The sequence below is a fragment of the Pseudomonas sp. HLG18 genome, from assembly GCF_051903985.1.
Lineage (GTDB): Bacteria > Pseudomonadota > Gammaproteobacteria > Pseudomonadales > Pseudomonadaceae > Aquipseudomonas > Aquipseudomonas fluorescens_BT.
Genome location: NZ_CP195831.1, coordinates 2,594,432 through 2,620,872 on the forward strand (window position 1 = coordinate 2,594,432; position 26,441 = coordinate 2,620,872).

Sequence of the window (26,441 nt, forward strand, 5' to 3'; positions counted from 1 at the left end):
GATTGACGGTCAACCTTACATCAGGTGCGGTGATACAGTCAGGTCCGATTCGCGGGCCTGCCGGGGACGACTGGACGTCAGGAGCCAAAGTGCCAAACATGTAGCCAGTGAGGATTCACTTTAAATGTTGACGTTTTTGCGCCGACTTCTGCTGACTGCCACTGCCATCGGGCTGGTGACCAGTCAGGTTTTTGCCGCCGGCACCTCGCAGCCGGTTCTCTATAACAGCCTCGCCCACGCCGCTCCGGAACTCAATCCCCAGGCGCTTAAAGGTGCCCTGAACGCCATGCAATGCGCAATCAACAACGGCGCGAAGCAGTCCCGTCACCTGGCGATCATCGATTATTCGCAACCGTCCACCGAGCGGCGCCTGTGGATCTTCGACCTGACGCAGAAAAAACTGATCCTGCGCGACCTGGTCGCCCACGGCTCAAACTCCGGTGACAACTTCGCCACCCGGTTCTCCAACCGTGAAGGCAGCTTTCAGTCCAGCCTCGGCCTGTTCCGCACCCAGGAAAGTTACGAAGGCACCCACGGTTATTCGCTGCGCATGGACGGTCTGGAGCCGGGCGTCAACGACATGGCCCGCGATCGCGCCATCGTGATCCATGCCGCCGACTACGTGAATCTGTTCTGGAGCAAACGTACGGGCCGACTGGGTCGCAGCCAGGGTTGCCCGGCGGTGCGGCCGCAGGTCGCCAGACGGGTGATCGACAGCCTGAAGGACGGGCAGTACATGTTTTCCTGGTATCCGGACCAGCATTGGCTGAAGTCCTCGCCGTACCTCAACTGCCAGCCACAGCAGATTGCGAGCATTCTCAGCACTCACGGCAGCTGAAAGTCTGCGCTGTAAAAATCATCCCCTGTTCCCACAGGGGATTTTTGTTTTCAGGGTTTCATTACAACTTTGTCATTGAGTTGTCGGTTTGCCGAGCGGATCGCTCGGTAGCCTGAAGTTGTTCCGGCACACCTGCCGATCCACTTCACCGACCCGAGTGACTCATCATGAAAACCCTGATCCTGGCCTTCACCGCCCTCCTCGCCACCGGCTCCGTGTTCGCCGCCGAAATGCCCGAGCGCACGGTCATTCACGACACCAACGGCTTTTACGTGCATCTGGATGTCGACAAAGTCCTTTCCAGCACCGATATTTCCCAGGCCTGCGGCATCATCCCCGCCCGGCTCAATTACCTCGACCACCAGGGCCGCGAACATGTGCTGGACTATCAAGTGCAAGGCAGCGGCTGCACGAATGATCATTGAGGCACGTTCATGAACATCCTTGTCGTCGAAGATGAACCCAAGGCCGGCAACTACCTGCTCAACGGCTTGCAGGAACTGGGCTACAGCGTGAGCCTGGCCCGGGACGGCGCCGACGGTCTGCACCTGGCGCTGGAATTCGATTTCGACGTGATCGTGCTGGACGTGATGATGCCGAAAATGGATGGCTGGGAAGTCCTGCGCCGGCTGCGCAAGGAAGCCCACACGCCGGTGCTGTTCCTCACCGCCCGGGACGACATCGCCGACCGGGTCAAGGGCCTGGAGCTGGGCGCCGACGATTACCTGATCAAACCGTTTTCCTTTGCCGAACTGGTGGCGCGCCTGCGCACCCTGACCCGGCGCGGACCGATCCACGAAGAAGAGCAATTGCAGGTGGCCGATCTGCAGATCGATGTGCTCAAGCGTCGGGTCACCCGCGCCGGCAGCCGGATCACCCTGACCAACAAGGAGTTCGCCCTGCTGCAACTGTTCGCCACCCACGAAGGGCAAGTGCTGTCGCGCTCGCTGATCGCCTCGCGGGTGTGGGACATGAATTTCGACAGCGACACCAATGTGGTCGATGTCGCCGTGCGCCGCCTGCGGGCGAAGATCGATGATCCGTTCCCGCTCAAGCTGATCCATAGCGTGCGCGGCATCGGCTACCGCTTCGATACCCAGCCATGAAAATCGCCGGCACGTATTCCCTGACGCTGCGCCTGGCGCTGGTGTTCGCGGTGCTCGCCTTCGCGTCCCTGGCGGGCCTGGGCGCGGCGCTTTACAACCAGCTGGAAGAACAACTGACCCGCCGCGACGACATCCAGTTGGTCAGCCGCATCGATCAGTTGCGCACCATCCTCAACGACAGCAATACCCTTGAACTGATCCAGAACAAACCGGCGCTGTTCCAGAACATGCTCGGCAACCGCGAAGCGCTGTTGACCATCGGCGCGCCGGGGCAACCGCCCTTGTTCGTGGTCAATCCCAGCAACCTGACATTGCCGACCGTGCCCGCCGTGCCGATCAACCATGTGATGGCCCTCAACGATGTGCAGCACCTGCCGAGCATCAACGGCGTGCCGTTCTCGGCGGTGGCGGCCAATATCGACTCCGGCGATCAGGGTAATCTGCAAGTGCTGATCGGCAAGGTGATGAGCGAGCGCACGGCGATGCTCGCCAGCTATCGACTCAGCGTGTATGGCCTGGCGTCACTGGCGGCGATTGTCCTGGCGCTGGTTGGCTGTCTGCTGGTGTATCGCGGCCTGCTGCCGCTGCGGCGGATTGCCCGGCATGCCCACGGGATCGGCATCGCCAACCTCGGTGAACGCCTCGACCGCCACGGCACGCCCCGGGAATTGCAGCCGATGATCGAAGCCTTCAATGCGATGCTGGACCGGCTCGACCGAGGTGTTGCGCAACTGAGCCAGGTCTCCACTGACATGGCCCACGAGCTGCGCACGCCGATCAACAACCTGCTCGGCGAAACCCAGGTCGCCCTGCAACAGCACCGCAGTGTCGACGCCTACCAGCAGTTGCTCGCCTCCAACGTCGAAGAGCTCGAACGGCTGGCGCGGATGCTCGACAACATGCTGTTTCTTGCCCGCACTGACCCGACCAGCGCGCTGAGCCAGCGGCAGGAGCTGGACGCCTGCGATGAGATGCAACGCATTGCCGATTACTTCGAAGGGCTGGCGGCGGACGTCGGCGTCACCATCGAGGCCAGTGGCAGCGGCGTTATCTGGGCCGAGCCGATGCTGCTGCGCCGGGCGCTGGCCAATCTGTGCGCCAACGCGATCAAGTACGGCGCGGCGGATTCGACGTTGCAGGTCGAAGCCATCGCCGAAGCGGATGGCAGCTACCTGCGAGTGCGCAATCACGGGGCGACGATTCCCCCCGAGCATCTGTCGCGACTGTTCGAGCGGTTCTACCGCGTCGATCCGTCTCGCGAACGCTCGGCCCAATCCAACGGTCTGGGCCTGTCGATCGTCGCGACCATCATGCAGTTGCATCAGGGCCGCTACAGCGTCACCAGCGTTGACGGCGTCACCTGCTTTGAGCTGTTCTTTCCGGCGCGGCAGACGCAAGACGGACGTGTGTGAAGGCGCCGAGCGCAAGGGCCGCGAACATCAACGCCGTGGCAACGCCGAAGGTCATGTGCAAGCCGCCCGCGATGACCGCGGCCGGCGCCTGAGTCGGATCGTCCGTGGCCAGGGCAAACACCGCGCCCATCGCCGCCGCCCCGGTGATCAAGCCCAGATTGCGCGACAACCCGAGCATGGCCGAGACCACGCCGCGCTGATCCTGCGCGACGCCGGACATCAACCCGGTGTTGTTGGCGGCCTGGAACAGCGCATAATTCAAGGCCACCACCGTGATCGGCAGCACATACGCAAGCACTCCGAGACTCATCGGCAACAGCGCCAACAAACCGCAACCGCAAGCCAGGCCGAGCAAAGCGCCGGGCACCACCCGCCGCGCGCCGAAACGATCCACCAGACGCCCGGCCGGTACACCGCTGAACGCCGCCAGCAACGGCCCGACCGACAACACCAGGCCGAGCTGAGTACTGCTGAGGCCCAAGCCTCGGCTCAAATAAAACGGCCCGACCACCAGCGTGGTCATCATCACCGTCGTCACCAGCAAGGTCAGCGCAAGACTGCTGCTGATTCGCGTATCGATGAACAATGACAGGTGAATCAGCGGTGCCTTGCTCCGTTTCTCGACCAGGATGAACAACCCAACGCCCAACAGGCTGAGCAACAGCAATGCCGGGGTGAATCCTTCAACCGTCATCGCCAACGCATAGGCCGCCAATGTCAGCATCAGCACGGCGGTGCCGGGATAATCGAACGCCATACCCGTGCGAGCGCTTCGATCCTTCGGCAGATAGCGATACACCAGCCAGCCATTGAGCAATCCCAACGGCACGTTGATTACAAAGATCGACTGCCAGCCGACATGCGCCATCAACAGCCCACCGAGCGACGGCCCGAGGGTGGTGCCGGTCGCCGACATCGTGGCCAGCAAGCCCATCGCACTGCCGGCCCGGGATTTGGGCACCGCATCGGCCACCAGCGCCACCGTCAGCGCGAACATGATCGCCGCGCCCAGGCCTTGCACCGCCCGCGCGCCGATCAGCCAGGCGAGGCTCGGCGCCAGTGCGCAAGCCAGGGAAGCGGCGCTGAAAATGCCGATGCCGATCAACAGCAAGCGCCGCCGCCCGAAGCCGTCACCCAGCCGCCCGACGCTGACAATCAACGTGGTGACCGCCAGCAGATAGGCCAGCACGATCCACTGCACTTGTTGAAACGTCGCATCGAATGCCGCCGCCAGCGTGGGCAATCCGGCGTTGGCGATGCTGGTGTCCAGCGACGGCATCAACATCGACAGCGCCAGACTGGTCAGCGCCCAGCGGGCGGAAGGGCTCAGGGATTCTCGGTGCATGGGAGGCTCATTACGGCAGAGGTCATAGGACATAGGACATAGCCTGAGCCTCGACAATACAAGGCGCAAGACGCATGCTTTGCACTTGATACCTGCATGGAACGCCATGTCATGAATGCACCGGATCTGAACCTGTTGATTACCCTCGACGTGTTGCTGAGCGAAGGCAGCGTCGCCCGCGCCGCCGAGCGCCTGCGTCTGAGCCCTTCCGCCATGAGCCGGGCGCTGGCCCGGCTGCGCGAAACCACCGGGGATCCGCTGCTGGTGCGCGCCGGTCGTGGGCTGGTGCCAACCCCGCGTGCGCTGGAGCTGCGCGACCGGGTCAGTTATCTGGTGCAGGAAGCCGAAGCGGTTCTGCGCCCGGCAGAAGTGCTCGATCCCGGTCAGTTGCGGCGAACCTTCACCCTGCGCAACACCGACGGGTTTGTGGAAACCTTTGCCGCCGCCCTGCTCGCCCGCATCGCCGAAGAGGCGCCCGGCGTGCGCCTGCGCTTTGTGCAGAAGGCCGACAAGGACAGCACATTGCTGCGCGTAGGCCGGGTGGATCTGGAAACCGGCGTGGTCGACGACAGCACCGACCCGACGCTGCACAGCCGCATCCTGTTCCGCGATCAGTGGATTGGTGTGGTGCGTGAGGGACATCCGCTGAGCAGCGGCAAGGTCAGCGCCAAACGCTTCGCCTCGGGCCAGCACATTCTGGTGTCACGCCGTGGTCGCAGCAGCGGACCGGTAGACGAGGCGCTGCTTGCTTTCGGCCTGACGCGGGACATCGTCACCTCGTTCGGCGGGTTTTCGGCAGCGCTGACACTGGTTCGGGAGTCCGACCTGATCGCCACCGTCCCGGAACGCCACACCAGCAAACTGCGAACGGGACTGTTCAGTTTCGCCCTGCCATTGCGCATGCCGGACATCAGCGTGTCCATGCTCTGGCATCCACGCATGGACGCCGACCCGGCGCATCGCTGGTTGCGCAACTGCGTGAGGGAAGTCTGCGCTTAGCGCGCCTCTCCATCCTTGGGTTTGTAAAACAGGAATTTCCCGGTCTCGGCGGTCTTGGTGTACTCCTTGGCCCAACTCGGGTCGACGTTGTGATCGTGGAAGTACAAAGCGCCGCGGGTGCGATCGATGAGCTGACGGTTCAGGGCCTTGCCCGCGATCTCCTTGGCCAGCGCATATTCGGCGTCTTCCTTGACCTGATCGGACTTGCCGTCGCACCACCAGGAAAACTGGCAACTCTTGGTTTCCGAACCCTGTTTGACCACCTCGCACACGGTGCCGGGGAATCCGTCGTGGCCGAGGCGGTTCATCACCACGCTGGCCACGGCTTCCATCTCTGCCGTGTCCTTGCCCTTGGCCTCCCAATAGATGCTGCGCGCCAGACAGGTGATCGGGTCGTCGAGCGGCGCGGTGCCGGCCGGGTCGACGGCTTGCACCTCTTTGGGGGTGATGGCTTCGGACTTCGGCGCCGGGGGCGCGTTGGGCTTGTCGGCCGCTTTCTCTTCCAGTACCTCGGCTTTTGCCTCGGCCTTTTCCTTGATCGGCGCCTGATCGGTGGCCAGCACCGCACCGCTCAGCAGGGTCAATAAAAAACAACAGATCAGCCCGTGCAATTTCATGATCGTTTCTTCCGGCAGCGCCCGATGCGGGCAAAGTGTTGCGTGGCTGAGACGCCCGGTTTCCGGGGACTTCGCAGAGTGTAGACGGCAGAATCCGGCGCAACGTTCCGCGCTGAAAACCACTCGATGAAGAAAAAAGACATTGCACGACCCCGGGGCGTTTCGCGCATCATGGGCACACTCAGCCCAAGGGAGATTTCCATGCGCTTCATGCCATCCGTTCTGCGATTCGCCGCGTTGTCCGTGGGCCTGGCGCTGGCCGCTTCGGCCATGGCCAGCGATGAGTCGCAATTGATCGAGTCGATCAACAGCTACCGCAGCCAGCCCCAGCGTTGCGGTGCGCAGGCGTCCAGTGAATTGCCGCCGCTGTCGGCCGACCCGCGCCTGCGTCTGCCCGCCAGTGGCATGGTCGATCTGCAACAGGCCATGGCCAGCGCCAGCTACCCGATGGTCAACGTGCAGGCGATCACCCTCAACGGCCCTCGGGATCCGGTTTCAGCGATGAAGGCGATTCAGGAGAGCTTCTGTCAGGTGGTGCTGGATCCGCAGTTTGTCGATATCGGCGTCAGCCGCGCCGACCGAGACTGGCGCATCACGTTGGCGCGGCCGCTGCTGTCCGCCCGCCTGGGTGACGGACAAGCCGAGGGCCAGAAACTGCTGACGCAACTCAACGCCGCCCGCAGCCAGCCACGCCAGTGCGGCGGCCAGGCCTTCTCCGCGGCTGCGCCATTGGCGTGGAACGCGGTGCTCGGCGGTGTCGCTCAGGATCACAGCCGCGAGATGGCCAACAACAACTATTTCGACCACAAGGACCGCAACGGCGGCACCCCCGGTGATCGCGCCGAACTGGCCGGTTACAGCGGCCAGCTGGTTGGCGAGAACATCGCCGCCGGGCAGGACACCGTGCAGAAGGTCGTCGATGGCTGGCTCGCGAGTCCCGGCCACTGCGCCAACCTGATGAACCCGCAGTATCGCGAACTGGGTGCTGCTTACGCAGTCGACCCGAAGAGCAGCGCCGGGATCTACTGGACGGCGATGTTTGGCGGGGAATAAACCTCAAGGTTCTTTCCCCCCAAGAGGAAAACCCAAAATGCAGGCAATAAAAAACCGGAGCCAGGCTCCGGTTTTTTTATGGTCAGTGGGTTCTCATTCCCGCCGCATACATCGCCAGTTTCAGCAGGCTCGCCACCACCGCCAGTGACACCACGCTGCCGGACCAGATCAGCAGCAGCCAGCCCAGGCGTTTGTACCAGCGGCTTTTCACTTCACGCATCTCAATGGTAGCCATCGCCAATCCTCACTTTGCCGCGGAACACGTAGTAGTTCCAGAAGGTGTACATCAGGATCACCGGCAGGATGAACAGCGCGCCAATCAGGGCGAACAGCTGGCTGGTGGCCGGTGAAGCCGCCGCCCACAGGCTGACCGAGGGCGGGATGATGTTCGGCCAGATGCTCAGCGCCAGACCGATGTAACCGAGGAACATCAGCACCAGGGTGAACACGAACGGCCAGTGGGTGTGCCGCTGACGCAGCGAACGCAACAGCCCGAACAGCGACAGCGCCGCCAGCACCACCAGCCCGGCGAACACGGTCAGGTGCGCATGGTTGAACCAGCGTGTGGCCAGTTCCGGGTGCAGTTGCAACGTCCACGCGCCGATCACCACCACCATCGCCAGCAACAGCCACGCCAGCGGACGGCTGTAGTGACGCATCCGCGATTCGAGCATGCCTTCGGTCTTGACCAGCAGCCAGGTGCTGCCGAGCAAGGCGTAAGCAATCACCAGACCGACGCCGCATACCAGCGGGAACGGCGCCAGCCAGTCGAGACCGCCACCGGCAAACTGCCGATCCACCACCGGAATCCCGGCCACATAAGCGCCGATCACCACGCCCTGGGAGAACGTGGCCAGCAGCGAACCGCCAATGAACGCCCAGTCCCACAGATGACGTTTTTCGGCCGGTGCCTTGAAGCGAAACTCGAACGCCACCCCGCGAAAAATCAACCCCGCCAGCATGAAGATCAGCGGCAGATACAGCGCCTCCAGAATCACTCCGTACGCCAGCGGAAATGCGCCGTACAACGCCGCACCGCCGAGCACCAGCCAGGTTTCGTTGCCGTCCCAGACCGGCGCGACGGTGTTCATCATCACGTCACGTTCCTGCTCGTCGCCGATCAGCGGGAACAGGATCCCGAGACCCAGATCGAAGCCGTCCATGATCACGTACATCATCACGCCGAAGGCAATGATCACGCCCCAGATCAACGAGAGATCGATACCTTGAATACCCATGACTCAACGCTCCTTTTCAGTGGATCCGGGTCGCGGATTCGAGGTTGTCGGTGACCGCCGAAAGTGGCCGGCGCGGGGTCTGCACCTGAGTGCCTTCGGGCGGATGTTCGTGGTGCGGCTGCGGGCCCTTGCTCACCAGTTTCATCATGTAGCCGATGCCCACGGTGAACACCGAGCAATAGATGACGACGAACAGCGCCAGCGAGGTGCTCATCTGCGCCACCGAGTGGTGGGACGCGGCGTCATGGGTACGCATCAGTCCATACACCACCCACGGCTGACGCCCGACCTCAGTGGTGATCCAGCCGGCCAGCAACGCGATCAGACCACTCGGCCCCATCAACAACACCAGTCGCTGGAAGCCGCGATGCCGGTAGACCTTGCCGTGGCGCCGCAACGCCAGCCCCAGCACGCCGACCAGAATCATCAACATGCCCAACCCGGCCATCACGCGAAAGCTCCAGAAAATCACGGTCGAGTTCGGCCGGTCTTCTTTCGGGAAACTCTTGAGCGCCGGGATCTGCTTGTCGAGGCTGTGGGTGAGGATCAGGCTGCCGAGGTACGGAATCTCGATGGCGTATTTGGTTTTCTCCGCCTGCATGTCCGGGATGCCGAACAGCACCAGCGGGGTCGGTCCGTTGTCGGCGTTTTCCCAGTGGCCTTCGATGGCGGCGATTTTTGCCGGCTGATGTTCCAGGGTATTCAGGCCATGGGCGTCACCGACCACCGCCTGAATCGGTGCAACGATCAGCGCCATCCACAGCGCCATGGAAAACATCTTGCGCACCGGTTTGGTGTCATTGCCACGCAGCAAATGCCAGGCCGCCGAAGCGCCGACGAAGAACGCCGTGGCGACGAACGCGGCAATCGCCATGTGCGCCAGGCGGAACGGGAACGACGGGTTGAACACGATGGCCAGCCAGTCGACCGGCATCACCCGGCCGTCGACGATTTCGAAGCCTTGCGGGGTCTGCATCCAGCTGTTGGAGGCGAGAATCCAGAAGGTCGAAATCAGCGTGCCGATGGCGACCATCACCGTGGCAAAGAAGTGCAAGCCACGGCCCACACGGTTCCAGCCGAACAGCATCACCCCGAGGAACCCGGCCTCGAGGAAGAACGCGGTCAGCACTTCATAGGTCAGCAACGGCCCGGTGACGCTGCCGGCAAAATCAGAGAATCCGCTCCAATTGGTGCCGAACTGGTACGCCATGACCAGCCCCGACACCACGCCCATGCCGAAGTTGACGGCGAAGATCTTCGACCAGAAATGGTAGAGATCGCGGTAAGTGTCGTTGCGGGTTTTCAGCCACAGGCCTTCGAGCACCGCCAGGAAACTCGCAAGACCAATGGTGATCGCCGGGAAAATGATGTGGAACGAAACCGTGAACGCGAATTGAATTCGCGCCAGGTCCAGTGCCTCCAGGTTGAACATGATGATGTCCTCATCCAGGCTGAAAAGCGGCAGCACACGGCCGGGCCACCGCCAGGCGCGAACGCCTGCAGCCAGTCAAATTGCAATAGGGTTGGATCGCGTGGGTCGGTTACGCCACCGACGACGGGATCAGGTTGCTCGCCTCGGCCGCTTCGAGGCGGATCGCCACGAATTTGGAGGTTGGCGTGTAGGTGCGGTCGCCGTAGCTTTCCAGCGGCACCAGCGGATTGGTTTCCGGGTAGTACGCGGCAGCCTGCCCGGCCGGAATGTCGTAGGCGATCAGCGTGAAACCGCTGACCCGACGCTCGCGCTCGTCATCCCACAGCGCTACCAGATCAACCTTCTGCCCCGGTTCAAAACCGAGCCGGCGGATGTCCTGCTCGTTGGCGAACACCACGTCGCGCATACCGTAAACACCGCGATAACGGTCGTCGAGGCCGTACAGCGTGGTGTTGTACTGATCGTGGGAACGCATGGTTTGCAGGATCAGGTGCGGCTTGACCGGCAGGTTGCGCACGCCTTCGCTGATCAAATGTTCCGGCAGCACGCACGGGGTGAACTGGGCCTTGCCGGATTCGGTGTTCCAGACCCGGTCGGAAGCGTTGTTGCCGAGGTGGAAACCGCCGGGGATCAGCAGCTTCTCGTTGAAGTTCTCGAAACCCGGAATCACGTCGGCGATCAGGTTGCGGATGCGCCCGTAGTCACCCACCGCCCATTCCCAGTCGATCGGGTGTTTGCCCAGCGTCGCAGCGGCGATCCCGGCAATGATCGCCGGCTCGGATTTCAGGTGCGCCGACTTCGGCTTCAGTTGGCCGAACGACAAATGCACCATGCTGAAGGTGTCTTCCACGGTCACGCCTTGCGGGCCTTCGGCCTGCACGTCGATGTCGGTACGGCCCAGGCACGGCAGGATCAACGCATCACGCCCGGTCACCAGATGGCTGCGGTTGAGCTTGGTCGAGATGTGCACGGTGAGATCAAGTTTGCGCATCGCTGCATGGGTGCGCGGGGTGTCCGGCGTGGCTTGAGCGAAGTTGCCGCCCAGACCGATAAACACCTTGGCTTCGCCACGTTCCATGGCGCCAATCGCCATGACCGTGTTGTGGCCGTGCATGCGCGGCACCTTGAAGTTGAAGCGTTTTTCCAGGGCGTCCATCAGTTCGGTCGGGGCCAGTTCGTTGATGCCCATGGTGCGGTCGCCCTGCACGTTACTGTGGCCGCGCACCGGCGACAGCCCGGCGCCCGGACGGCCGACGTTGCCGCGCAGCAGTTGCAGATTGATGACTTCCTGCAGGGTCGGCACCGAGTGCACGTGTTGGGTCAGGCCCATGGCCCAGCACATGATCACGCTCTTGGCGCGGGCATACATGCGCGCTGCCAGTTCGATGTCATGCAGCGGCACGCCGGACTGCTCGACGATGTGCTCCCAGCTCGTGGCATCGACTTCGGCCAGATAGCTGTCGAGACCCGACGTGTGCTCGGCAATGAACGCGTGATCGAACACCGGTTCGCCGCCGGTGGCCTGGGCCTCGCGCTCCCACTCCAGCAGAAATTTGGCCATGCCGCGAATCATCGCCATGTCGCCGCCCAAGGCTGGACGGAAGTACGCGGTGTTGGTCGCTTCCCAGCCGTTGCTGAGCATCTCGATCGGGTTTTGCGGGTTCTGGAAACGCTCCAGCCCACGCTCCTTGAGCGGGTTGATGCACACCACCTGAGCGCCGCGCTTCACCGCTTCACGCAGCGGTTCGAGCATGCGCGGGTGGTTGGTGCCGGGGTTCTGGCCGATGACGAAAATCGCATCGGCGTGGTGCAGGTCTTCATAGACCACCGTGCCTTTGCCCACGCCCAGGCTCTCGCCCATGCTCACCGCACTGGCTTCGTGGCACATGTTCGAGCAGTCCGGGAAATTGTTGGTGCCGTAGGCACGAACGAACAACTGATAGAGAAACGCCGCTTCGTTGCTGGCGCGACCCGAGGTGTAGAACTCGGCCTCGTGGGGCGATTTCAGGCCTTTGAGGTGTTTGGCGATCAGTGCGAAAGCGTCGTCCCAGGTGGTTTCGACATAGCGGTCGACCCGCGCGTCGTAGCGCATCGGATGGGTGATCCGGCCCTGATATTCGAGCCAGTAATCGCTTTGCTCGGCCAGGGTCGACACCGTGTACTTGTTGAAGAATGCCGGGTCGACCAGGCGGCCGGTGGCTTCCCAGTTCACCGCTTTGGCGCCGTTCTCGCAGAACTTGAGCATGCTCGCGCCGGGTGCTTCACCCCAGGCGCAACCGGGGCAGTCGAAACCGCCGTTCTGGTTGGTCTTGAGCATGGCGCGGATGTTCTTCAGGGCGTTTTCACTGCCCAGCCAGTTCCTGGTGAGGCTGATCACAGCGCCCCAACCCGCAGCGGCGCCCTTGTAGGGTTTGTAACGGTCGACTTGTGACATGGGACTTCTCCATGACGATGCACACAGGCAAAAACCTGATCGGGTTTAAACAGCGACGACTGACTTTCAAGTTCAAAAGCGGTCGTTTCGTTTGACGGGGCCAAGGATAGGAACCGCTGCAAAAACTTGTCTAATCGCTATTAATGACTGCGTTATCGAAAGCATCTATCACGGACTTAAACCCTTTAAATTCGGGCACTTGCAAAATCAGGAAGCGATAAATCCGCAATAATTATTTCATCATCGACAGCATCAATCGGCCGGTAATCAAGAGTGATTGGACGCTGTTCGAAGTTGCTCATAACCTGCGCCGACCCAATCCCTTCAACAGCGGATTTCACCCAAGCGAGGCTGTCATGTCAGAGCGCGTCTTGATCGATGGTTACAACCGCCGCGTCGACTACCTGCGCATGTCGGTCACCGACCGCTGCGACTTCCGCTGCGTCTATTGCATGGCTGAAGACATGCAGTTTCTGCCCCGGCAACGAGTACTGACGCTGGAGGAGATCTATCAACTGGCGCAGAGTTTTGTGGCGCTGGGCACCCGCAAGATCCGCCTGACCGGTGGTGAACCGCTGATTCGTCCCGGGGTCGTCGGGTTGTGCAAGCAGATCGCCGCCCTGCCCGGCCTGCGCGAACTGTGCCTGACCACCAACGGCTCGCAGCTCGGCAAACTTGCGGGCCCGTTGTTCGACGCCGGGCTCAAGCGCCTCAACGTCAGTCTCGACAGCCTTGACCCTGTGCTTTTCAAACAAATGACTCGCACCGGTGACCTGGCCCGGGTGATCGACGGCATCGACGCCGCACGCGCCGCCGGATTTACCCGCACTAAACTCAACTGCGTGGTGATGCAGGGCCGCAACGATCACGAGATCAACGATCTGGTGCAGTTCGCCATCGAGCGGGATCTGGATATTTCTTTCATCGAGGAAATGCCGCTGGGGATCATCAGCGAACACAGCCGCGCCGAGTCATTCTTCTCCAGTGCCCAGGTGCGTGAGCGGATTGCCGAGCGCTACACCCTGATCGACTCCGCCGAGTCGACCCAGGGCCCGTCGCGCTACTGGCGGCTGGCCGAAGCGCCGCACATCCGGCTGGGGTTCATTTCGCCCCACAGCCACAACTTCTGCGGCACCTGCAACCGGGTGCGGCTGACCGTCGAGGGGCGTTTGCTACTGTGTCTGGGGAACGAGCATTCGGTGGACTTGAAGGCGGTACTGCGGGCCCATCCGGGCCAACCGGAACGCTTGGAGAAAGCCATTATCGAAGCGATGAAACTCAAGCCTTACCGGCACAATTTTGAAGTGAACGACGACGTGCAAGTGGTGCGTTTCATGAACATGACCGGCGGCTGAGCCGCCACGTTTTCAAGGCAAAAAAAAGCATGATCATCCGGCCCAAGATCAATCAGTTCGCCGTCCTGTTTACCCTCAAGGGTTCAATTGCCAAGCGCATCGCCCTGCGCACCCTGATGGTGACGTTGCTGGCGTCGGCCATCGTGCTGGTGGAAATGCTCCACCCGAGCAACTTCACCAAGGTCAACGCCACGCCGTTCACCTTGCTTGGTCTGTCGCTGTCGATCTTCATGAATTTTCGCAACAACGCCTGCTACGACCGCTGGTACGAAGCACGCAAGGCCTGGGGTGAAGTGATCGTGCATGTGCGCTCGGTGATTCGCGAGACCCATGTGATCCGCGAATCCGCCCAGCGTCGGTTATTGCTGCTTAACCTTTGTGGGTTCGCTCATGCGTTGAATGCGCGGTTGCGCCGGGAAAACGAAGCGGCTGCCAGCGCCGAATGGATCACCCCGCAACACGATGCGCAGGTGCCGGACTACAGCGGGCGGATCCTGCAAACCGTCGGTCAGCAATGTTCCGATCTGCATGAAGCGGGCGATCTCAGCGAATGGCGCTACATGCTGCTGGCCAATCACCTGACCAGCCTGACCCAGGCGCAGGCGGTGTGTGAGCGGATCAAGAACACGCCGCTGCCCTTCCCTTACACCCTGCTGCTGCACCGCACGATTTACCTGTTCTGCATCCTGCTGCCGTTCGCCATGGCCGAACCGCTGGGCTGGCTGACGCCGCTGTTCACGGCGATTGTCAGCTACACCTTCTTCGGCCTGGATGCGATTGCCGATGAGCTGGAAGACCCGTTCGGCCGGGATGAAAACGATTTGCCGACCGATGCGCTGGTGCGGGGTATCGAGCGGGACATTCTTTCGGAGCTGGGGACTGAGCCGTTGCCGCCGGCGCTGAAACCGGTGGACTACGTCCTCAGTTGATCGAACACCTCCCCTTCGGGGGAGGTAAAGTCATCAATCCAGATGCGCCCAGGTCATGCGAAACGATGCGCCGCCCCACGGCGAATCACCGACCTCGACCTGCCCGCCATGGGATTGCGACACCCGCCGCACCAGCGCCAGACCAAGTCCGAAGCCGCCCGTGCGGCGGTCGCGACTGGCGTCCAGGCGCGAGAACGGTTCGAAGATTTTCTCCCGCCCTGCCAGCGGCACACCCGGCCCGTCGTCATTGACCTGCACTTCGTACTGATCGCCAATGCGCACCAGCGACACTTCGACCCGCTGCTCGGCATAACGAATGGCGTTGCGCAGCAGATTGATCACCGCCCGCGCCATGAACCGCGGCTCGATCCGCACTTCATCGACCCGGCAATCAACGATCAATAGCTGCACCCCGGCCGCCTCGGCTTCCAGTGCCACGCTGCCGACCACGCTGTCGAGCCAGTTGGCAGCTTGAATATTCTCGCGGGTGATCACGGTCGCGCCGCGTTCGAGGCTGGCGTAGGTCAGCAGCTCGGAGACCATTTCTTCCAGTTCGCCAAGGTCGGCGTACATGTCGGCGATCAGTTCGCGGTTCTGGCTGGCGTCGGGTTGTTGCTTGAGTTGGTCGAGTTCGAACGACAACCGGGCAATCGGCGTGCGCAGTTCGTGGGACACGGCGTTGGTCAGTTCGCGCTGATTGGCGATCAGGCCTTCGATGCGCGCCGCCATCAGGTTGAAGTGTTCGGCCAGATCGCGAATGTTCGAACGCTTGGAGAGCTGGATGCGCGACGAGAGGTCGTTGTCACCGAAGCGCTCGGCCGCCAGTCGCAGTTTTTCCAGGTCACGCCAGTGCGGGCGCACCCAGAAATACAGGACGATACCGAGCAGCACGGCCAGCATCATGTAAGCCGCCGAGATATAGAACGGCATCAGGCTCGGCTCGGGTGGCAGCTTGATGCTGAGCAGTTGCGAGCCGCCGTCGATGTTACTGATGAACTGGGTGTAGTCGTGACGGATCACCAACAGGCCTTGGGCGAGTTCGGCTTTTTCCTCATCGCTGAGGTTCAGTTGATCGGCCTCCACCAGACTCAGCGTCAACCCGTAGTGCGGCCGCAACGCCTCCAACTGCGCCTCGCGCGCCGCGCCCTGCTGATCGCGCATGTGCTCGATCAACGACCAGGCCTGACCGCGCACCGCCTCACGGTTGTAGGCCTGCATCTGGTTGTCGAGCAACGCGTTGAAGGTGTGCTCGACAGTTTGCAGCGCCGCCACCAGCCCGACGGTCATCACCAGAAACAGCCCGAGGAATAACCGCAGCATCTACAGCTCCCACGCAAACGGATTGAACAGATAGCCCTTGCCCCACACGGTCTTGATGCACACCGGTTCGCGGGGATTGTCCTTGAGTTTGTTGCGCAGCTTGCTGATGTACACATCGACGCTGCGATTGAGGCCATCGAAAGCGATGCCGCGCATGCGATTGAGAATGTCATCGCGCGACAGGATGGTGCCGGCGGCACTGGCGAGCAGCCACAGCAGTTCAAATTCCATGGTGGTCAGCTCGATCAACTCGCTCGCCAGACGCACTTCACGGCAACTGCGGTCGATGATCAGGTTGCCGAACTCCAGCGAGCTGACCACGCCGCTGTCCGGCACCTGCCGGCGTTGCAGGGCCCGCAGGCGTGCGAGCAGGACGGGCGGCTTGATCGGTTTGATCACGTAGTCGTCGGCGCCGGACTCCAGACCCAGAATGTGGTCGAGGTCATCTTCCTTGGCCGTCAGGATGACAATCGGCGTGTCAGACACGCTGCGGATTTCCCGGCACACATGCAGGCCGCTCTGCCCCGGCAGCATCAGGTCGAGCACCACGACTTTGGGCTTGAATTCAAGAAACGCGGCCACGGCCAGATCGCCGCGATGCACCGTGCGCACCTCATAGCCGTGTTGTTCAAGAAAGTGGGCGATCAGTGCGGCCAGGCGCTCATCGTCTTCCACCAGCAGGACTCTGCCAAAACCCAGGTTATCCATAACAATCGTCGCCAACCCTCAGTGAAGTGGGCGCCATTATGGCGGCATTCGTGGACAAGACGTTTAGCGGGGGCAGCAAAAACCGGCCTCTGGGGCCGGTTTTCGTTGATGTTTCATACTCTTAAGAGTTTTTAACAATTCATGCCGCGACGGGTACGCCACTGTGGAAACGGAATTCCTCGTCCGGCGACTCGATCAGGTCCTGCTCGGCGGCGCGGACTCTCTCGATCACCTGGGCGATGTCCTTGGCGTCGCCGTACTGGTAGGCCAGTTTCAGGTAACCCTGGAAATGCCGGGCCTCGCTTTTCAGCAGGCCGAAATAGAACTTGCCGAGTTCTTCGTCCAGATGCGGCACCAGCGCTTCGAAACGTTCGCAACTGCGCGCTTCAATGAAGGCGCCAACCACCAGGGTGTCGACCAGTTTCACCGGTTCGTGGCTGCGCACCACTTTGCGCAGGCTTGAGGCATAACGGCCGGCGTGGAGCTGGCGCAGTTCGATCTTGCGCCGTTTCATGATGCGCATGACCTGCTCGTGGTGCACCAGTTCTTCCCGGGCCAGGCGCGACATCATGTTGATCAGATCGACATGGGAGTGGTACTTGGCGATCAGGCTCAACGCGGTGCTGGCGGCCTTGAACTCGCAGTTCTTGTGGTCGATCAGCAGGGTTTCCTGATCGGCCAGCGCGGCCTGGACCCAGGCGTCAGGCGTGCGGCAGCCAAGGAATTCGTGGATTTCGGGAAGGATCATGGGGCTCACGGTCAAAAGGTGTTCGAGCGAAGGGCGCCGATTATACCGGCCTGCCCGCAGACCACCAGCGCCAGCCCTTGATATGCATCAAGTCGCAGGCGCATCGGCAGCAACTATAGTTGTGCAACGCCGTGCCTTTTCATTGCTGGAGACTCACTCATGCAAGCCATTCGCAGCATTCTGGTGGTCATCGAACCCGAACACGCGGAAAGCCTGGCGCTCAAGCGCGCCAAGCTGATCGCCGGGGTGACCCAGGCCCATCTGCACCTGCTGGTCTGCGACAAGAAGCACGATCACGCCGGCATGCTCAGCGTGCTCAAGGCCGCGCTGCTGGCGGACGGTTACAGCGTCACCACCGAACAGGCGTGGAACGAGAGCCTGCACGAAACCATCATCGACGTGCAGCAGGCCGAAGGTTGCGGGCTGGTGATCAAGCAGCACTTCCCCGACAGCTCGCTGAAAAAGGCCCTGCTGACCCCGGCGGACTGGAAACTGCTGCGCCACTGCCCTACTCCGGTGCTGCTGGTGAAAACCGCCGCCTCCTGGAAAGACCGGGTGATTCTGGCCGCGGTCGACGTGGGCAATGCCGACGGCGAGCACCGTCACCTGCACACCACCATCATCGACCACGGCTATGACATCGCGAGCCTGGCCAAAGGGCATTTGCACGTGATTACCGCCCATCCGTCACCGATGCTCTCGGCGGCGGATCCGACGTTCCAACTCAAGGAAACCATCGAAGCGCGCTATCGCGAGCAATGCCGGGCGTTTCAGGCTGAATTCGATGTCGACGACGAGCATCTGCATGTCGAGGAAGGTCCGGCGGATGTACTGATTCCGTTCATGGCGCACAAGCTGCAGGCCGCCGTGACCGTGATTGGCACCGTGGCGCGCAGCGGTGTGTCGGGGGCGTTGATCGGCAATACGGCCGAACAGGTGCTGGATCAGCTGGAAAGCGACGTGCTGGTGCTCAAGCCGCAGGAGGTTGAAGACCATTTGGTGGAGTTGGCGGTGAAGCATTAAGTATTCGGGCGCCTGCAAGGCCGTCATCGCTGGCAAGCCAGCTCCCACAGGGACTTAGGTGTGCACTCCATGGAGAGCTTTACACCATCATTGTGGGAGCTGGCTTGCCAGCGATAGCAATAGATCAGTCGCCGAGGGCATCCTTGAGAAAACCGGGTGCGATGTAGCGCTGATAGTGAGCTTCCGACAGCAGGAAAAATTCCCGATCAATGGCATCGCGCAGTTCCGGCAGGTTCCAGTCGCGAAATTCCGGCAGCAGCACCATCCCGTAGGCTTCCAGATTAATGATCACCCGCGCGCCCCGGGCGATCAGCTGATACGCCCAGCAATACTCCGACTGATGCGGCACGAAGCGGATCTTTCTCTGCTCAAGCTGCTGGCGCAGGCGCGCCGGGTCGAAGACCTCGACCTTGCTCGCCATCACTTGTGACAGCAATTGCTCAAGACGCAGCCACACCGCGCGCTTTTCTTCCTCGTTGTAACCGTTCCAGTGGATCACTTCGTGGTGGAAACGCTTGCAGCCACGGCACACCAGATCACCGTAAACAGTGGAGCAGAGGCCGACGCAGGGGGTCTTGATGGTCTGATTGGGCATAAATGGGCAGAACACTTGAAACGCGGAACAGGTCGGCATGTTAGCCCTTTGTCCGGCATACATCACCCCTCAAACGTCAGGGGCAAGCGCTGGATCAAGGTTTGCCCCGCCCGCGCACAACGCCACCAAAGTCCAATAGAGCCCGACTTACCTTTAAATTTTTTTTGCCGTAGAATCAGCCAGCCTTTTTAGGCGCCAATGTCCGTTAGAAGCTGTTTTCAAAGCGTCACGAGCACAGTCGTTCCTTCAGAGCGGTGTTGGCGAAGGGTTTTTCCAGCGGGGAAAAGCCCAACGCCAACCCTCATCAGCTCCCCGTTCTGCAGGCGTAAAACTTTGAAAGCAGCTTCTGTAAGGAATTGCCGGTAATTCTGGCCGAACGACCCACAACGTCGTGAGGAGCATGAGTACGGCAATTTCGGGATGAGCGTCCCGGACACCCATTTGGGACCACTGATGAGGGTAATAACTGTGCTTGAAGCCTACCGCAAACATATCGAAGAGCGTGCAGCCCTGGGTATCGTTCCCCAGCCGCTTAACGCCGAACAAACTGCAGGCCTGGTCGAGCTGCTGAAGAATCCTCCGGCTGGCGAAGAAGCTTTCCTCGTTGACCTGATCACCAATCGCGTACCACCAGGAGTGGACGAAGCCGCCTACGTCAAGGCCGGTTTCCTCTCCGCACTGGCCAAGGGCGAAGTCTCCTCCCCTCTGCTGGACAAGAAACGCGCTGTAGAACTGCTCGGCACCATGCAGGGCGGCTACAACATCGTGACCCTGGTCGAACTGCTGGACAATGCCGAGCTGGCACCAGTGGCCGCCGAAGAACTCAAGCACACCCTGCTGATGTTCGATGCCTTCCACGACGTGGCTGAAAAAGCCAAGAACGGCAACGTTCACGCCAAGGCCGTGCTGCAATCCTGGGCTGACGGCGAGTGGTTCAAGAAGCGCCCTGTGCTGGCCGACAAGATCAGCCTGCGCGTGTTCAAGGTGACCGGCGAAACCAACACCGACGACCTGTCCCCTGCTCCAGACGCCTGGTCGCGTCCTGACATCCCGCTGCACGCCCTGGCCATGCTGAAAATGGCCCGTGACGGCATCGTGCCGGACGAGCAAGGCAAAACCGGCCCGATGAAGCAGATCGAAGAAATGCGCGGCCAGGGCTTCCCTATCGCCTACGTCGGTGACGTGGTCGGTACCGGTTCCTCGCGTAAATCGGCGACCAACTCGGTCCTGTGGTTCTTCGGCGACGACATTCCTTACGTACCGAACAAGCGCGCTGGCGGTTTCTGCTTCGGCAGCAAAATCGCTCCGATCTTCTACAACACCATGGAAGATGCCGGCGCACTGCCAATCGAGTTCGACGTATCGAACATGAACATGGGCGACGTGATCGACCTGTACCCGCACGCTGGCAAAGTCTGCAAGCACGGTACCGACGAAGTCATCACCACCTTCGAAATGAAGACCCCTGTACTGCTGGACGAAGTCCGTGCCGGCGGTCGTATTCCGCTGATCATCGGCCGTGGCCTGACCGAGAAGGCTCGCGCCGAACTGGGTCTGCCAGCGTTCGACCTGTTCAAGAAGCCTGAAGCTCCGGCTGAAAGCACCAAGGGCTTCACCCTGGCGCAGAAAATGGTCGGCAAGGCTTGCGGTCTGGCAGAAGGCAAAGGCGTTCGTCCTGGCACCTACTGCGAACCGAAGATGACCACCGTAGGTTCTCAGGACACCACCGGTCCAATGACCCGTGACGAACTGAAAGACCTGGCGTGCCTGGGCTTCTCCGCTGATCTGGTGATGCAGTCGTTCTGCCACACCGCGGCCTATCCAAAGCCGATCGACGTGACCACCCACCACACCCTGCCTGACTTCATCATGACCCGCGGCGGCGTTTCGCTGCGTCCGGGCGACGGCATCATCCACTCGTGGCTGAACCGCATGCTGCTGCCGGACACCGTGGGTACCGGTGGTGACTCGCACACCCGTTTCCCGATGGGCATCTCGTTCCCGGCCGGTTCCGGTCTGGTCGCGTTCGCCGCAGCCACCGGCGTCATGCCGCTGGACATGCCGGAATCGATCCTGGTGCGCTTCAAAGGCAAAATGAAACCTGGCATCACCCTGCGTGACCTGGTTCATGCCATTCCTTACTTCGCCATCCAGAACGGTCTGCTGACCGTCGAGAAGAAAGGCAAGAAAAACGCCTTCTCCGGCCGCATCCTGGAAATCGAAGGCCTGGAAGGTCTGACCCTGGAACAGGCGTTCGAACTGTCCGACGCCTCGGCCGAACGTTCGGCTGCCGGTTGCACCATCAAGCTGTCGAAAGAGTCGATCACCGAGTACCTGCAGTCCAACATCACCCTGCTGCGCTGGATGATCGGCGAAGGCTACGGCGATGCGCGTACCCTGGAACGTCGTGCCCAAGCGATGGAAGCCTGGATCGCCAACCCGCAACTGATGGAAGCCGATGCCGACGCCGAATACGCCGAAGTCATCGAAATCGATCTGGCCGACATCAGCGAGCCTGTACTGTGCGCGCCGAACGACCCGGACGACGCCCGTCTGCTGTCCAGCGTCGCTGGCGAGAAGATCGACGAAGTGTTCATCGGTTCGTGCATGACCAACATCGGTCACTTCCGCGCTGCCGGCAAGCTGCTGGATCAGGTCAAGGGTCAGCTGCCAACCCGTCTGTGGCTGTCGCCACCGACCAAGATGGACGCTCACCAGCTGACCGAAGAAGGCTACTACGGCATCTACGGCAAGGCCGGCGCCCGCATGGAAATGCCAGGCTGCTCGCTGTGCATGGGTAACCAGGCACGCGTTGAGCCGAACAGCACCGTGGTGTCGACGTCGACCCGTAACTTCCCGAACCGTCTGGGCGACGGCGCGAACGTCTACCTGGCTTCGGCTGAGCTGGCGTCCGTTGCTTCGATCCTGGGTCGCCTGCCGACCGTCGAGGAGTACATGGAATACGCTGGCAAGATCGACAGCATGGCGGCCGACGTTTACCGCTACCTGTCCTTCGACCAGATTGCCGAGTTCCGTGAAGCTGCTGCGAACGCCAAGATCCCTGTCGTTCAAGCCTGACGCTGCAACGCAATGAAAAACGCCGCCCATCGCGAGATGAGCGGCGTTTTTTTATGCCCTCTGACATTCAGGCATTGAGCTTGAGTGCCTGCTGAACCGCCTCATCCACACTCAAACCGCTCAACAGCACCTGCTCGCGTTCCAGCTCTGGCAATTGCGCCAGCACGGTCTGCGCCTGATCTTTGAGGCGCGCCAGAATCAACAGTTTGTCCTCGGCCCGCACTTGCAGGAAGAACGCTTCCAGCGCTTCGATGCTGGTGCCGTCCAGGTCCGGTGACTCCTCCAGACTCAGGATGATCGTGTGCACCGCCGCCGGCGCATGACGAGCCAACCGCAGCGCGCCGCCGAGAATCCGTTCCACGTTGGCAAAGAACAGCGCTTCACTCGGCCGCACGATCAGCACGCCGGGGATTTCCCGGGCATCCGGATGACGTTGCAGGTCGACATAATCGTGACCGCCGCCCATTTGCCCCAGCACCTGAATTTCCGCCGAAGACATCTGCCTCAGCATCAGCACCACGCTGATCGCCACCGCCAGCAGCAAGCCGTCGAGCACGCCCAGCACCAGCACCGCTGCCACCGCGCAGATCACCAGCAAGCGATCACGGCGCCAGATGAAGTAGCGACCCAGCGGTTGCAGGCTCAACGCTCGTCCCAGGGCGTGAATCACGATCGCGGCCAGCACAGGTTCCGGGGTCAGGGCGATGTACGGCAGCACGGTCAACACGATCAGCAACACCACTGCCGCGGCGACAACGCCCGCCAACCGCGATGTAGCGCCCGCCGCTTCATTGGCCGAAGTCGCCGAATACCCGGCCCCGGCGGGCATGCCGTGAAACAGGCCCGATAACAGATTGGACGCGCCAAGAGCCAGCAGATCGCGGTTCGAGGAAACCCGGTCACCGTGCTTCAGGGCAAACGAGCTGATCGACCCATAGGACTCGGCGTACAGGATCATCACCATGGCAAATGCCAGCTCGCCGAGGCGCAGCCAATCGGCAAACGGCATGTTCGGCAGCTGTGGCATCTCCAGCGCCAGGTCGATGACTCCGATCAGCTTCACCCCATAGGCCGGCAGGCTCAGCCATTGGCTGGCGGCAACGCCCAGCGCCACGACGATCAGCCCACCCGGCACCCGGCGAAAGCGGGCGCAGGCCATCAGCACCAGCAACGCCACCAGCGCTACTGCGGCGCCGGCCAGGTTCCATTTTGGCCACTGCTCGATCAGTTGCGGCAGGAAACGGATCAGGTTGCTGTCCGTGAGGTGGACATCGACGACGCTCGCTACCTGTTTGAGGATGATCGTCACCGCCAATCCCAGGGCGAAGCCGCGCAACACCGGTTTGGCGATGAAGGACGTCACACTGCCGAGCTTGAACAACCCCGCCAGAAGAAACAGCACACCGGTCATCATCACCAGACCGACCGCCAGGCTCAGGCGCAATGCCGGATCGCCGCCAGCCAGCGAAGCCGTCGCAGCCGCCAGCACCGCCGCCGATGACGACGTCGCCGAGACCACGGCAAAGCGGCTGGTGCCCATCAACGCGTAACACAGCAGTCCGGCGAACAACGCGATCACCCCGGCCTGGGGTGGCAGAGCGGCAATGCTGGAATACGCCACCGCTTCGGGCAGCAACAGACCGGCAATCGACAGCCCGGCCAGCAGGTCCTGACTGCGACTGGGTACTTCCGGTCGGGAAGCGGCACTCAGCGGTTCAGTTGACAATCGGACCCACCCTGGCAGATACCGAGCCTCCTGGCTGCGCGCCAGGTTCATGGCTTTGGTCTGCTTTCATCACGCTCCAGAAGGTTACCGTGTCGACAAACGAAAGATCCTTGAGCACCAGCAGCGAAGCCTTTTTGACCTCTTCCTCGATCAGCGCAAGACCAAAGTGATGGTGATCAACGATGCAGTAGACGCCTTCAGGCCCAAGCACACTGGGGAACCAGTGATTGTCCAGCGCTGCCGCCCGCTCCTTGCGTTTGAGCTTTTTCCATTCCTGACGCTTGTCGGCGACTTCAGCGAGGCCCACCGCAAGCTGCGTGGGATGGAGTTTTTCCAGTTTGGCGCTGATCAGTTGCGGTCGGGCTCGGGGCATGAGGCATCTCCGGGAAAAAGTGCCTTTCAAGCGTAGCCGTTTATGCCTTGGGAAGTGTGCCCTGGATCAGGCATCGGGGAGGATTTGCAGAAAACGGGAGCGCATGGATCGCCCCCGTCTGGTGCTGCCGGACTGGAATCAGGCCGCCAGCGAGTAGATCAACGCCGAAATCGCCACCAGGCCTACGGCGGTGACAAACACGTTCGACGCCTGACCACGATAGCGCGCCATCGCCGGCACCTTGCGGATCGCGTACATCGGCATCAGGAACAGGATTGCCGCGATGACCGGACCACCGATGGTTTCGATCATGCCGAGGATGCTCGGGTTCAGGGTCGCCACGATCCAGCACACCACCAGCATGAACGCCGCAACGATGCGATCCAGAGCCTTGGCGCCCGGGCGCTTGCCGCTCTTGACGATCAAACCTTTCAGGCCTTCGCTGGCACCGATGTAGTGACCGAGGAACGACTTGGAGATGGCCACGAACGCAATCAACGGCGCTGCGAACGCGATGGTCGGGTTGCTGAAGTGGTTGGCCAGGTACGACAGGATCGACAGGTTCTGCGCCTTGGCTTCAGCCAGTTGTTCCGGCGACAGGGTCAGCACGCAACTGAAGACGAAGAACAGCACCATCACCACCATCAGCAGGTGGGCGCGTGACAGGATCTGCGAGCTGCGCTCGTCGGCGTGAACGCCGTAGCGACGCTTCTGGTCCACCGCAAACGCCGAGATGATCGGCGAGTGGTTGAACGAGAACACCATCACCGGAATCGCCAGCCACAGCGTGTGCAACAGCGCCGACGGAGCCGGCACCTGCGAAGCGGTGCTCAGGATGCCGCCGTTCCAGTGCGGAACCAGGTACACCGCCAGGAACAGCAGCGCGACGATGAACGGATACACCATCAGGCTCATGGCCTTGACGATCACCTGCTCGCCGCAACGAACAACAGCCAGCAGGCCGAGGATCAGCACGAACGACAGCAGCGCGCGCGGTGGCGGCGTGATGTGCAGTTGGTGTTCGAGGAAACTGGCGACGGTGTTGGTCAGGCCGACGCTATAGATCAGCAGGATCGGGAAGATCGCGAAAAAGTACAGCAGGGTGATCAGCGCACCGGCCTTGATGCCAAAATGCTGCTCCACCACCTCAGTGATGTCGGCGCCTTCACGACCGGAGAGCACGAAGCGGGTCAGGCCGCGGTGTGCAAAAAAGGTCATAGGGAATGCCAGCAGCGCCAGGATCACCAGCGGCCAGAAGCCACCCAGACCTGCGTTGATCGGCAAAAACAGGGTACCGGCGCCGATGGCCGTCCCGAACAGTCCCAACATCCAGGTAGTGTCATGGCGATTCCAGCTCGACAGTTCGGCTGGTGCTGCCGCTTCAAAGCGTTGTTCGACGCTATTGGCCTGATCATTCATCCGGTCGGATCTCCGCATTCCGGTCACTTGCCACTCGGTCAGGACGCGTCGGAAAAAACCGACAGACATGCTCCGGCCGAAACAGGGGCGCGATTCTCCGCGATAAATGAGCGGAAGCAAAGACTTAGCTGAGGAATGGTTGTGCGGAGCAGATGGGAGCGTTGTCGTTTTTGGGAAAAAGACTGTCGGCAACAGATACGTAAAATGTCGTTTTATGGCATGTGCCGGCGCCGAACCTGCTCATGAGGGCCTGTTCAGATCGATCGGGCCAACATGAAGCCAAGAGACATACAAAAGATGCCGAAACCCAGCATGCCCCAGATCGGGTACATATCGTCTTTGTCCTGGATTCGCATTTTCTCGACCCACTCATCGTGCTCTCGGTCTGCTTCTTCCATTATCGCCTTACGGTCGAACGTGCTCATGTAGATTTCCTTTTGTGGCTGACTGTTGTGAAAAACGCATGCTCAAAACCTGAAACAGACACTTGCTACTGCAGTGATTGCGGTCACCACCCCACCCAGAACCGCGAGTGGATACAGGTTCGTCTCCCTGTTCAGCTTTTTTACTTCCGCCAGAAGCTTTTGCCTTTCAGCCCTAAGTTTGCGTGATTCATTCATTAGCCTGTCGAGTTCCAGACTTTCACGATCGTTCTGAAGCATTGACCTTCCTTGGCTGATGGCAATTCCCGTT

At 61.3% G+C, this 26,441-nt stretch carries 25 protein-coding genes; 10 read left to right on the forward strand and 15 right to left on the reverse strand.

Going from position 1 to position 26,441, the window contains the following annotated elements; genetic code table 11:
• The first annotated feature begins 124 nt into the window (after positions 1-124).
• From ACSPX5_RS11870 to ACSPX5_RS11885, 4 genes are all read left to right on the forward strand, one after another.
• A complete protein-coding gene (locus tag ACSPX5_RS11870) occupies positions 125-838 on the forward strand; it encodes a murein L,D-transpeptidase catalytic domain family protein (protein WP_323160254.1) in 714 nt (237 codons plus the stop codon).
• Positions 839-1,005: 167 nt separating this feature from the next.
• Positions 1,006-1,263 (forward strand): DUF2790 domain-containing protein, encoded by a 258-nt coding sequence (locus ACSPX5_RS11875; RefSeq protein ID WP_323160253.1) that lies wholly within the window; start codon positions 1,006-1,008, stop codon positions 1,261-1,263.
• A 9-nt stretch (positions 1,264-1,272) separates the two neighbouring features.
• Positions 1,273-1,944, forward strand: coding sequence for a heavy metal response regulator transcription factor (locus ACSPX5_RS11880; protein WP_169430803.1), 672 nt, complete (start codon positions 1,273-1,275; stop codon positions 1,942-1,944).
• The gene (locus ACSPX5_RS11885; protein WP_207866445.1) at positions 1,941-3,356 is read left to right on the forward strand and encodes a heavy metal sensor histidine kinase; all 1,416 of its coding nucleotides are present in this window, start codon (positions 1,941-1,943) and stop codon (positions 3,354-3,356) included. The genes ACSPX5_RS11880 and ACSPX5_RS11885 overlap by 4 nt, the downstream gene beginning before the upstream one ends.
• Here ACSPX5_RS11885 and ACSPX5_RS11890 read toward each other — a convergent pair.
• Positions 3,301-4,701 (reverse strand): MFS transporter, encoded by a 1,401-nt coding sequence (locus ACSPX5_RS11890; RefSeq protein WP_439821762.1) that lies wholly within the window; start codon positions 4,699-4,701, stop codon positions 3,301-3,303. The two genes, ACSPX5_RS11885 and ACSPX5_RS11890, sit on opposite strands and share 56 nt — an antisense overlap.
• 111 nt (positions 4,702-4,812) lie before the next feature.
• Between ACSPX5_RS11890 and ACSPX5_RS11895 the strand changes: the two genes are divergently transcribed.
• Entirely contained in the window at positions 4,813-5,700 is an 888-nt protein-coding gene (locus tag ACSPX5_RS11895) for a LysR family transcriptional regulator (RefSeq protein WP_207866441.1), read from the forward strand.
• Here ACSPX5_RS11895 and ACSPX5_RS11900 read toward each other — a convergent pair.
• The gene (locus tag ACSPX5_RS11900) at positions 5,697-6,317 is read right to left on the reverse strand and encodes a cell wall hydrolase (RefSeq protein WP_169430807.1); all 621 of its coding nucleotides are present in this window, start codon (positions 6,315-6,317) and stop codon (positions 5,697-5,699) included. The genes ACSPX5_RS11895 and ACSPX5_RS11900 overlap by 4 nt on opposite strands.
• 201 nt (positions 6,318-6,518) lie before the next feature.
• Here ACSPX5_RS11900 and ACSPX5_RS11905 point away from each other — a divergent pair, with 201 nt between their 5' ends.
• Positions 6,519-7,370, forward strand: coding sequence for a CAP domain-containing protein (locus tag ACSPX5_RS11905; protein ID WP_169430808.1), 852 nt, complete (start codon positions 6,519-6,521; stop codon positions 7,368-7,370).
• 82 nt (positions 7,371-7,452) lie between these two features.
• Here the strand turns inward: ACSPX5_RS11905 and ACSPX5_RS11910 are convergent, their stop codons facing one another.
• The 4 genes from ACSPX5_RS11910 to ACSPX5_RS11925 form a co-directional block, all read right to left on the reverse strand.
• Positions 7,453-7,605, reverse strand: a complete 153-nt coding sequence (locus tag ACSPX5_RS11910; RefSeq protein ID WP_074688757.1) for a DUF2474 domain-containing protein — start codon at positions 7,603-7,605, stop codon at positions 7,453-7,455.
• On the reverse strand, positions 7,592-8,608 hold the full coding sequence (cydB, locus tag ACSPX5_RS11915; protein WP_207866437.1) for a cytochrome d ubiquinol oxidase subunit II: 1,017 nt from the start codon (positions 8,606-8,608) through the stop codon (positions 7,592-7,594). Before cydB ends, ACSPX5_RS11910 begins: the two co-directional genes overlap by 14 nt.
• Positions 8,609-8,624: 16 nt before the next feature.
• Positions 8,625-10,040: a cytochrome ubiquinol oxidase subunit I gene (locus ACSPX5_RS11920; protein WP_323160249.1), complete on the reverse strand. Its 1,416-nt coding sequence runs from the start codon at positions 10,038-10,040 to the stop codon at positions 8,625-8,627.
• 109 nt (positions 10,041-10,149) lie between these two features.
• The gene (locus ACSPX5_RS11925) at positions 10,150-12,474 is read right to left on the reverse strand and encodes an FdhF/YdeP family oxidoreductase (protein WP_439821763.1); all 2,325 of its coding nucleotides are present in this window, start codon (positions 12,472-12,474) and stop codon (positions 10,150-10,152) included.
• Positions 12,475-12,830: 356 nt separating this feature from the next.
• Between ACSPX5_RS11925 and moaA the strand changes: the two genes are divergently transcribed.
• Positions 12,831-13,829: a GTP 3',8-cyclase MoaA gene (gene moaA, locus ACSPX5_RS11930; RefSeq protein WP_439821764.1), complete on the forward strand. Its 999-nt coding sequence runs from the start codon at positions 12,831-12,833 to the stop codon at positions 13,827-13,829.
• Positions 13,830-13,858: 29 nt separating this feature from the next.
• Positions 13,859-14,758, forward strand: coding sequence for a bestrophin family protein (locus ACSPX5_RS11935; RefSeq protein WP_096820198.1), 900 nt, complete (start codon positions 13,859-13,861; stop codon positions 14,756-14,758).
• Between the two features lie 33 nt (positions 14,759-14,791).
• On the opposite strand, the gene ACSPX5_RS11940 is transcribed toward ACSPX5_RS11935, so the two are convergent.
• The 3 genes from ACSPX5_RS11940 to ACSPX5_RS11950 form a co-directional block, all read right to left on the reverse strand.
• Positions 14,792-16,078, reverse strand: a complete 1,287-nt coding sequence (locus tag ACSPX5_RS11940; RefSeq protein WP_169430814.1) for an ATP-binding protein — start codon at positions 16,076-16,078, stop codon at positions 14,792-14,794.
• The gene (locus ACSPX5_RS11945; RefSeq protein ID WP_439821765.1) at positions 16,079-16,786 is read right to left on the reverse strand and encodes a response regulator; all 708 of its coding nucleotides are present in this window, start codon (positions 16,784-16,786) and stop codon (positions 16,079-16,081) included. It lies immediately after the preceding gene.
• Positions 16,787-16,925: 139 nt separating this feature from the next.
• Positions 16,926-17,534 (reverse strand): tRNA-(ms[2]io[6]A)-hydroxylase, encoded by a 609-nt coding sequence (locus ACSPX5_RS11950; RefSeq protein ID WP_011334764.1) that lies wholly within the window; start codon positions 17,532-17,534, stop codon positions 16,926-16,928.
• 159 nt (positions 17,535-17,693) lie between these two features.
• On the opposite strand from ACSPX5_RS11950, the gene ACSPX5_RS11955 reads away from it, so the two are divergent.
• Positions 17,694-18,557: a universal stress protein gene (locus tag ACSPX5_RS11955; protein ID WP_439821766.1), complete on the forward strand. Its 864-nt coding sequence runs from the start codon at positions 17,694-17,696 to the stop codon at positions 18,555-18,557.
• Positions 18,558-18,681: 124 nt separating this feature from the next.
• On the opposite strand, the gene ACSPX5_RS11960 is transcribed toward ACSPX5_RS11955, so the two are convergent.
• Complete coding sequence (locus tag ACSPX5_RS11960) at positions 18,682-19,152, reverse strand: DUF1289 domain-containing protein (RefSeq protein ID WP_065260613.1); 471 nt, start codon at positions 19,150-19,152, stop codon at positions 18,682-18,684.
• A gap of 468 nt (positions 19,153-19,620) precedes the next feature.
• Here ACSPX5_RS11960 and acnB point away from each other — a divergent pair, with 468 nt between their 5' ends.
• The gene (gene acnB, locus ACSPX5_RS11965; RefSeq protein ID WP_039767143.1) at positions 19,621-22,230 is read left to right on the forward strand and encodes a bifunctional aconitate hydratase 2/2-methylisocitrate dehydratase; all 2,610 of its coding nucleotides are present in this window, start codon (positions 19,621-19,623) and stop codon (positions 22,228-22,230) included.
• A gap of 67 nt (positions 22,231-22,297) precedes the next feature.
• Here the strand turns inward: acnB and ACSPX5_RS11970 are convergent, their stop codons facing one another.
• The 5 genes from ACSPX5_RS11970 to ACSPX5_RS11990 all read right to left on the reverse strand — a co-directional run bounded on the left by ACSPX5_RS11970 (position 22,298) and on the right by ACSPX5_RS11990 (position 26,410).
• Positions 22,298-23,956 (reverse strand): SulP family inorganic anion transporter, encoded by a 1,659-nt coding sequence (locus ACSPX5_RS11970; RefSeq protein WP_439821767.1) that lies wholly within the window; start codon positions 23,954-23,956, stop codon positions 22,298-22,300.
• Complete coding sequence (locus tag ACSPX5_RS11975) at positions 23,946-24,329, reverse strand: ParB-like protein (RefSeq protein ID WP_439821768.1); 384 nt, start codon at positions 24,327-24,329, stop codon at positions 23,946-23,948. The genes ACSPX5_RS11970 and ACSPX5_RS11975 overlap by 11 nt, the downstream gene beginning before the upstream one ends.
• A 138-nt stretch (positions 24,330-24,467) precedes the next feature.
• Complete coding sequence (locus ACSPX5_RS11980) at positions 24,468-25,748, reverse strand: HAAAP family serine/threonine permease (protein ID WP_169430818.1); 1,281 nt, start codon at positions 25,746-25,748, stop codon at positions 24,468-24,470.
• Between the two features lie 254 nt (positions 25,749-26,002).
• A complete protein-coding gene (locus tag ACSPX5_RS11985; protein WP_323160244.1) occupies positions 26,003-26,173 on the reverse strand; it encodes a hypothetical protein in 171 nt (56 codons plus the stop codon).
• A 42-nt stretch (positions 26,174-26,215) separates the two neighbouring features.
• Positions 26,216-26,410 carry a hypothetical protein gene (locus tag ACSPX5_RS11990; protein WP_323160243.1) on the reverse strand — a complete coding sequence of 65 codons (195 nt, stop codon included), beginning with the start codon at positions 26,408-26,410 and terminating at the stop codon, positions 26,216-26,218.
• Between the last annotated feature and the right edge of the window lie 31 nt (positions 26,411-26,441).

What these genes read in the sequence shown, in the direction of transcription:
- ACSPX5_RS11955 (WP_439821766.1), top strand. Translation starts at nt 17,694, where the DNA reads ATGCAAGCCATTCGCAGCATTCTGGTGGTCATCGAACCCGAACACGCG.
- ACSPX5_RS11950 (WP_011334764.1), bottom strand. Translation starts at nt 17,534, where the DNA reads ATGATCCTTCCCGAAATCCACGAATTCCTTGGCTGCCGCACGCCTGAC.
- ACSPX5_RS11935 (WP_096820198.1), top strand. Translation starts at nt 13,859, where the DNA reads ATGATCATCCGGCCCAAGATCAATCAGTTCGCCGTCCTGTTTACCCTC.
- ACSPX5_RS11985 (WP_323160244.1), bottom strand. Translation starts at nt 26,173, where the DNA reads ATGAGCACGTTCGACCGTAAGGCGATAATGGAAGAAGCAGACCGAGAG.
- moaA (WP_439821764.1), top strand. Translation starts at nt 12,831, where the DNA reads ATGTCAGAGCGCGTCTTGATCGATGGTTACAACCGCCGCGTCGACTAC.
- ACSPX5_RS11910 (WP_074688757.1), bottom strand. Translation starts at nt 7,605, where the DNA reads ATGGCTACCATTGAGATGCGTGAAGTGAAAAGCCGCTGGTACAAACGC.
- ACSPX5_RS11885 (WP_207866445.1), top strand. Translation starts at nt 1,941, where the DNA reads ATGAAAATCGCCGGCACGTATTCCCTGACGCTGCGCCTGGCGCTGGTG.
- ACSPX5_RS11890 (WP_439821762.1), bottom strand. Translation starts at nt 4,701, where the DNA reads ATGCACCGAGAATCCCTGAGCCCTTCCGCCCGCTGGGCGCTGACCAGT.
- ACSPX5_RS11940 (WP_169430814.1), bottom strand. Translation starts at nt 16,078, where the DNA reads ATGCTGCGGTTATTCCTCGGGCTGTTTCTGGTGATGACCGTCGGGCTG.
- ACSPX5_RS11990 (WP_323160243.1), bottom strand. Translation starts at nt 26,410, where the DNA reads ATGCTTCAGAACGATCGTGAAAGTCTGGAACTCGACAGGCTAATGAAT.
- ACSPX5_RS11925 (WP_439821763.1), bottom strand. Translation starts at nt 12,474, where the DNA reads ATGTCACAAGTCGACCGTTACAAACCCTACAAGGGCGCCGCTGCGGGT.
- ACSPX5_RS11920 (WP_323160249.1), bottom strand. Translation starts at nt 10,040, where the DNA reads ATGTTCAACCTGGAGGCACTGGACCTGGCGCGAATTCAATTCGCGTTC.
- ACSPX5_RS11905 (WP_169430808.1), top strand. Translation starts at nt 6,519, where the DNA reads ATGCGCTTCATGCCATCCGTTCTGCGATTCGCCGCGTTGTCCGTGGGC.
- ACSPX5_RS11880 (WP_169430803.1), top strand. Translation starts at nt 1,273, where the DNA reads ATGAACATCCTTGTCGTCGAAGATGAACCCAAGGCCGGCAACTACCTG.
- ACSPX5_RS11980 (WP_169430818.1), bottom strand. Translation starts at nt 25,748, where the DNA reads ATGAATGATCAGGCCAATAGCGTCGAACAACGCTTTGAAGCGGCAGCA.
- ACSPX5_RS11900 (WP_169430807.1), bottom strand. Translation starts at nt 6,317, where the DNA reads ATGAAATTGCACGGGCTGATCTGTTGTTTTTTATTGACCCTGCTGAGC.
- ACSPX5_RS11945 (WP_439821765.1), bottom strand. Translation starts at nt 16,786, where the DNA reads ATGGATAACCTGGGTTTTGGCAGAGTCCTGCTGGTGGAAGACGATGAG.
- ACSPX5_RS11875 (WP_323160253.1), top strand. Translation starts at nt 1,006, where the DNA reads ATGAAAACCCTGATCCTGGCCTTCACCGCCCTCCTCGCCACCGGCTCC.
- ACSPX5_RS11870 (WP_323160254.1), top strand. Translation starts at nt 125, where the DNA reads ATGTTGACGTTTTTGCGCCGACTTCTGCTGACTGCCACTGCCATCGGG.
- cydB (WP_207866437.1), bottom strand. Translation starts at nt 8,608, where the DNA reads ATGGGTATTCAAGGTATCGATCTCTCGTTGATCTGGGGCGTGATCATT.
- ACSPX5_RS11975 (WP_439821768.1), bottom strand. Translation starts at nt 24,329, where the DNA reads ATGCCCCGAGCCCGACCGCAACTGATCAGCGCCAAACTGGAAAAACTC.
- ACSPX5_RS11895 (WP_207866441.1), top strand. Translation starts at nt 4,813, where the DNA reads ATGAATGCACCGGATCTGAACCTGTTGATTACCCTCGACGTGTTGCTG.
- ACSPX5_RS11960 (WP_065260613.1), bottom strand. Translation starts at nt 19,152, where the DNA reads ATGCCCAATCAGACCATCAAGACCCCCTGCGTCGGCCTCTGCTCCACT.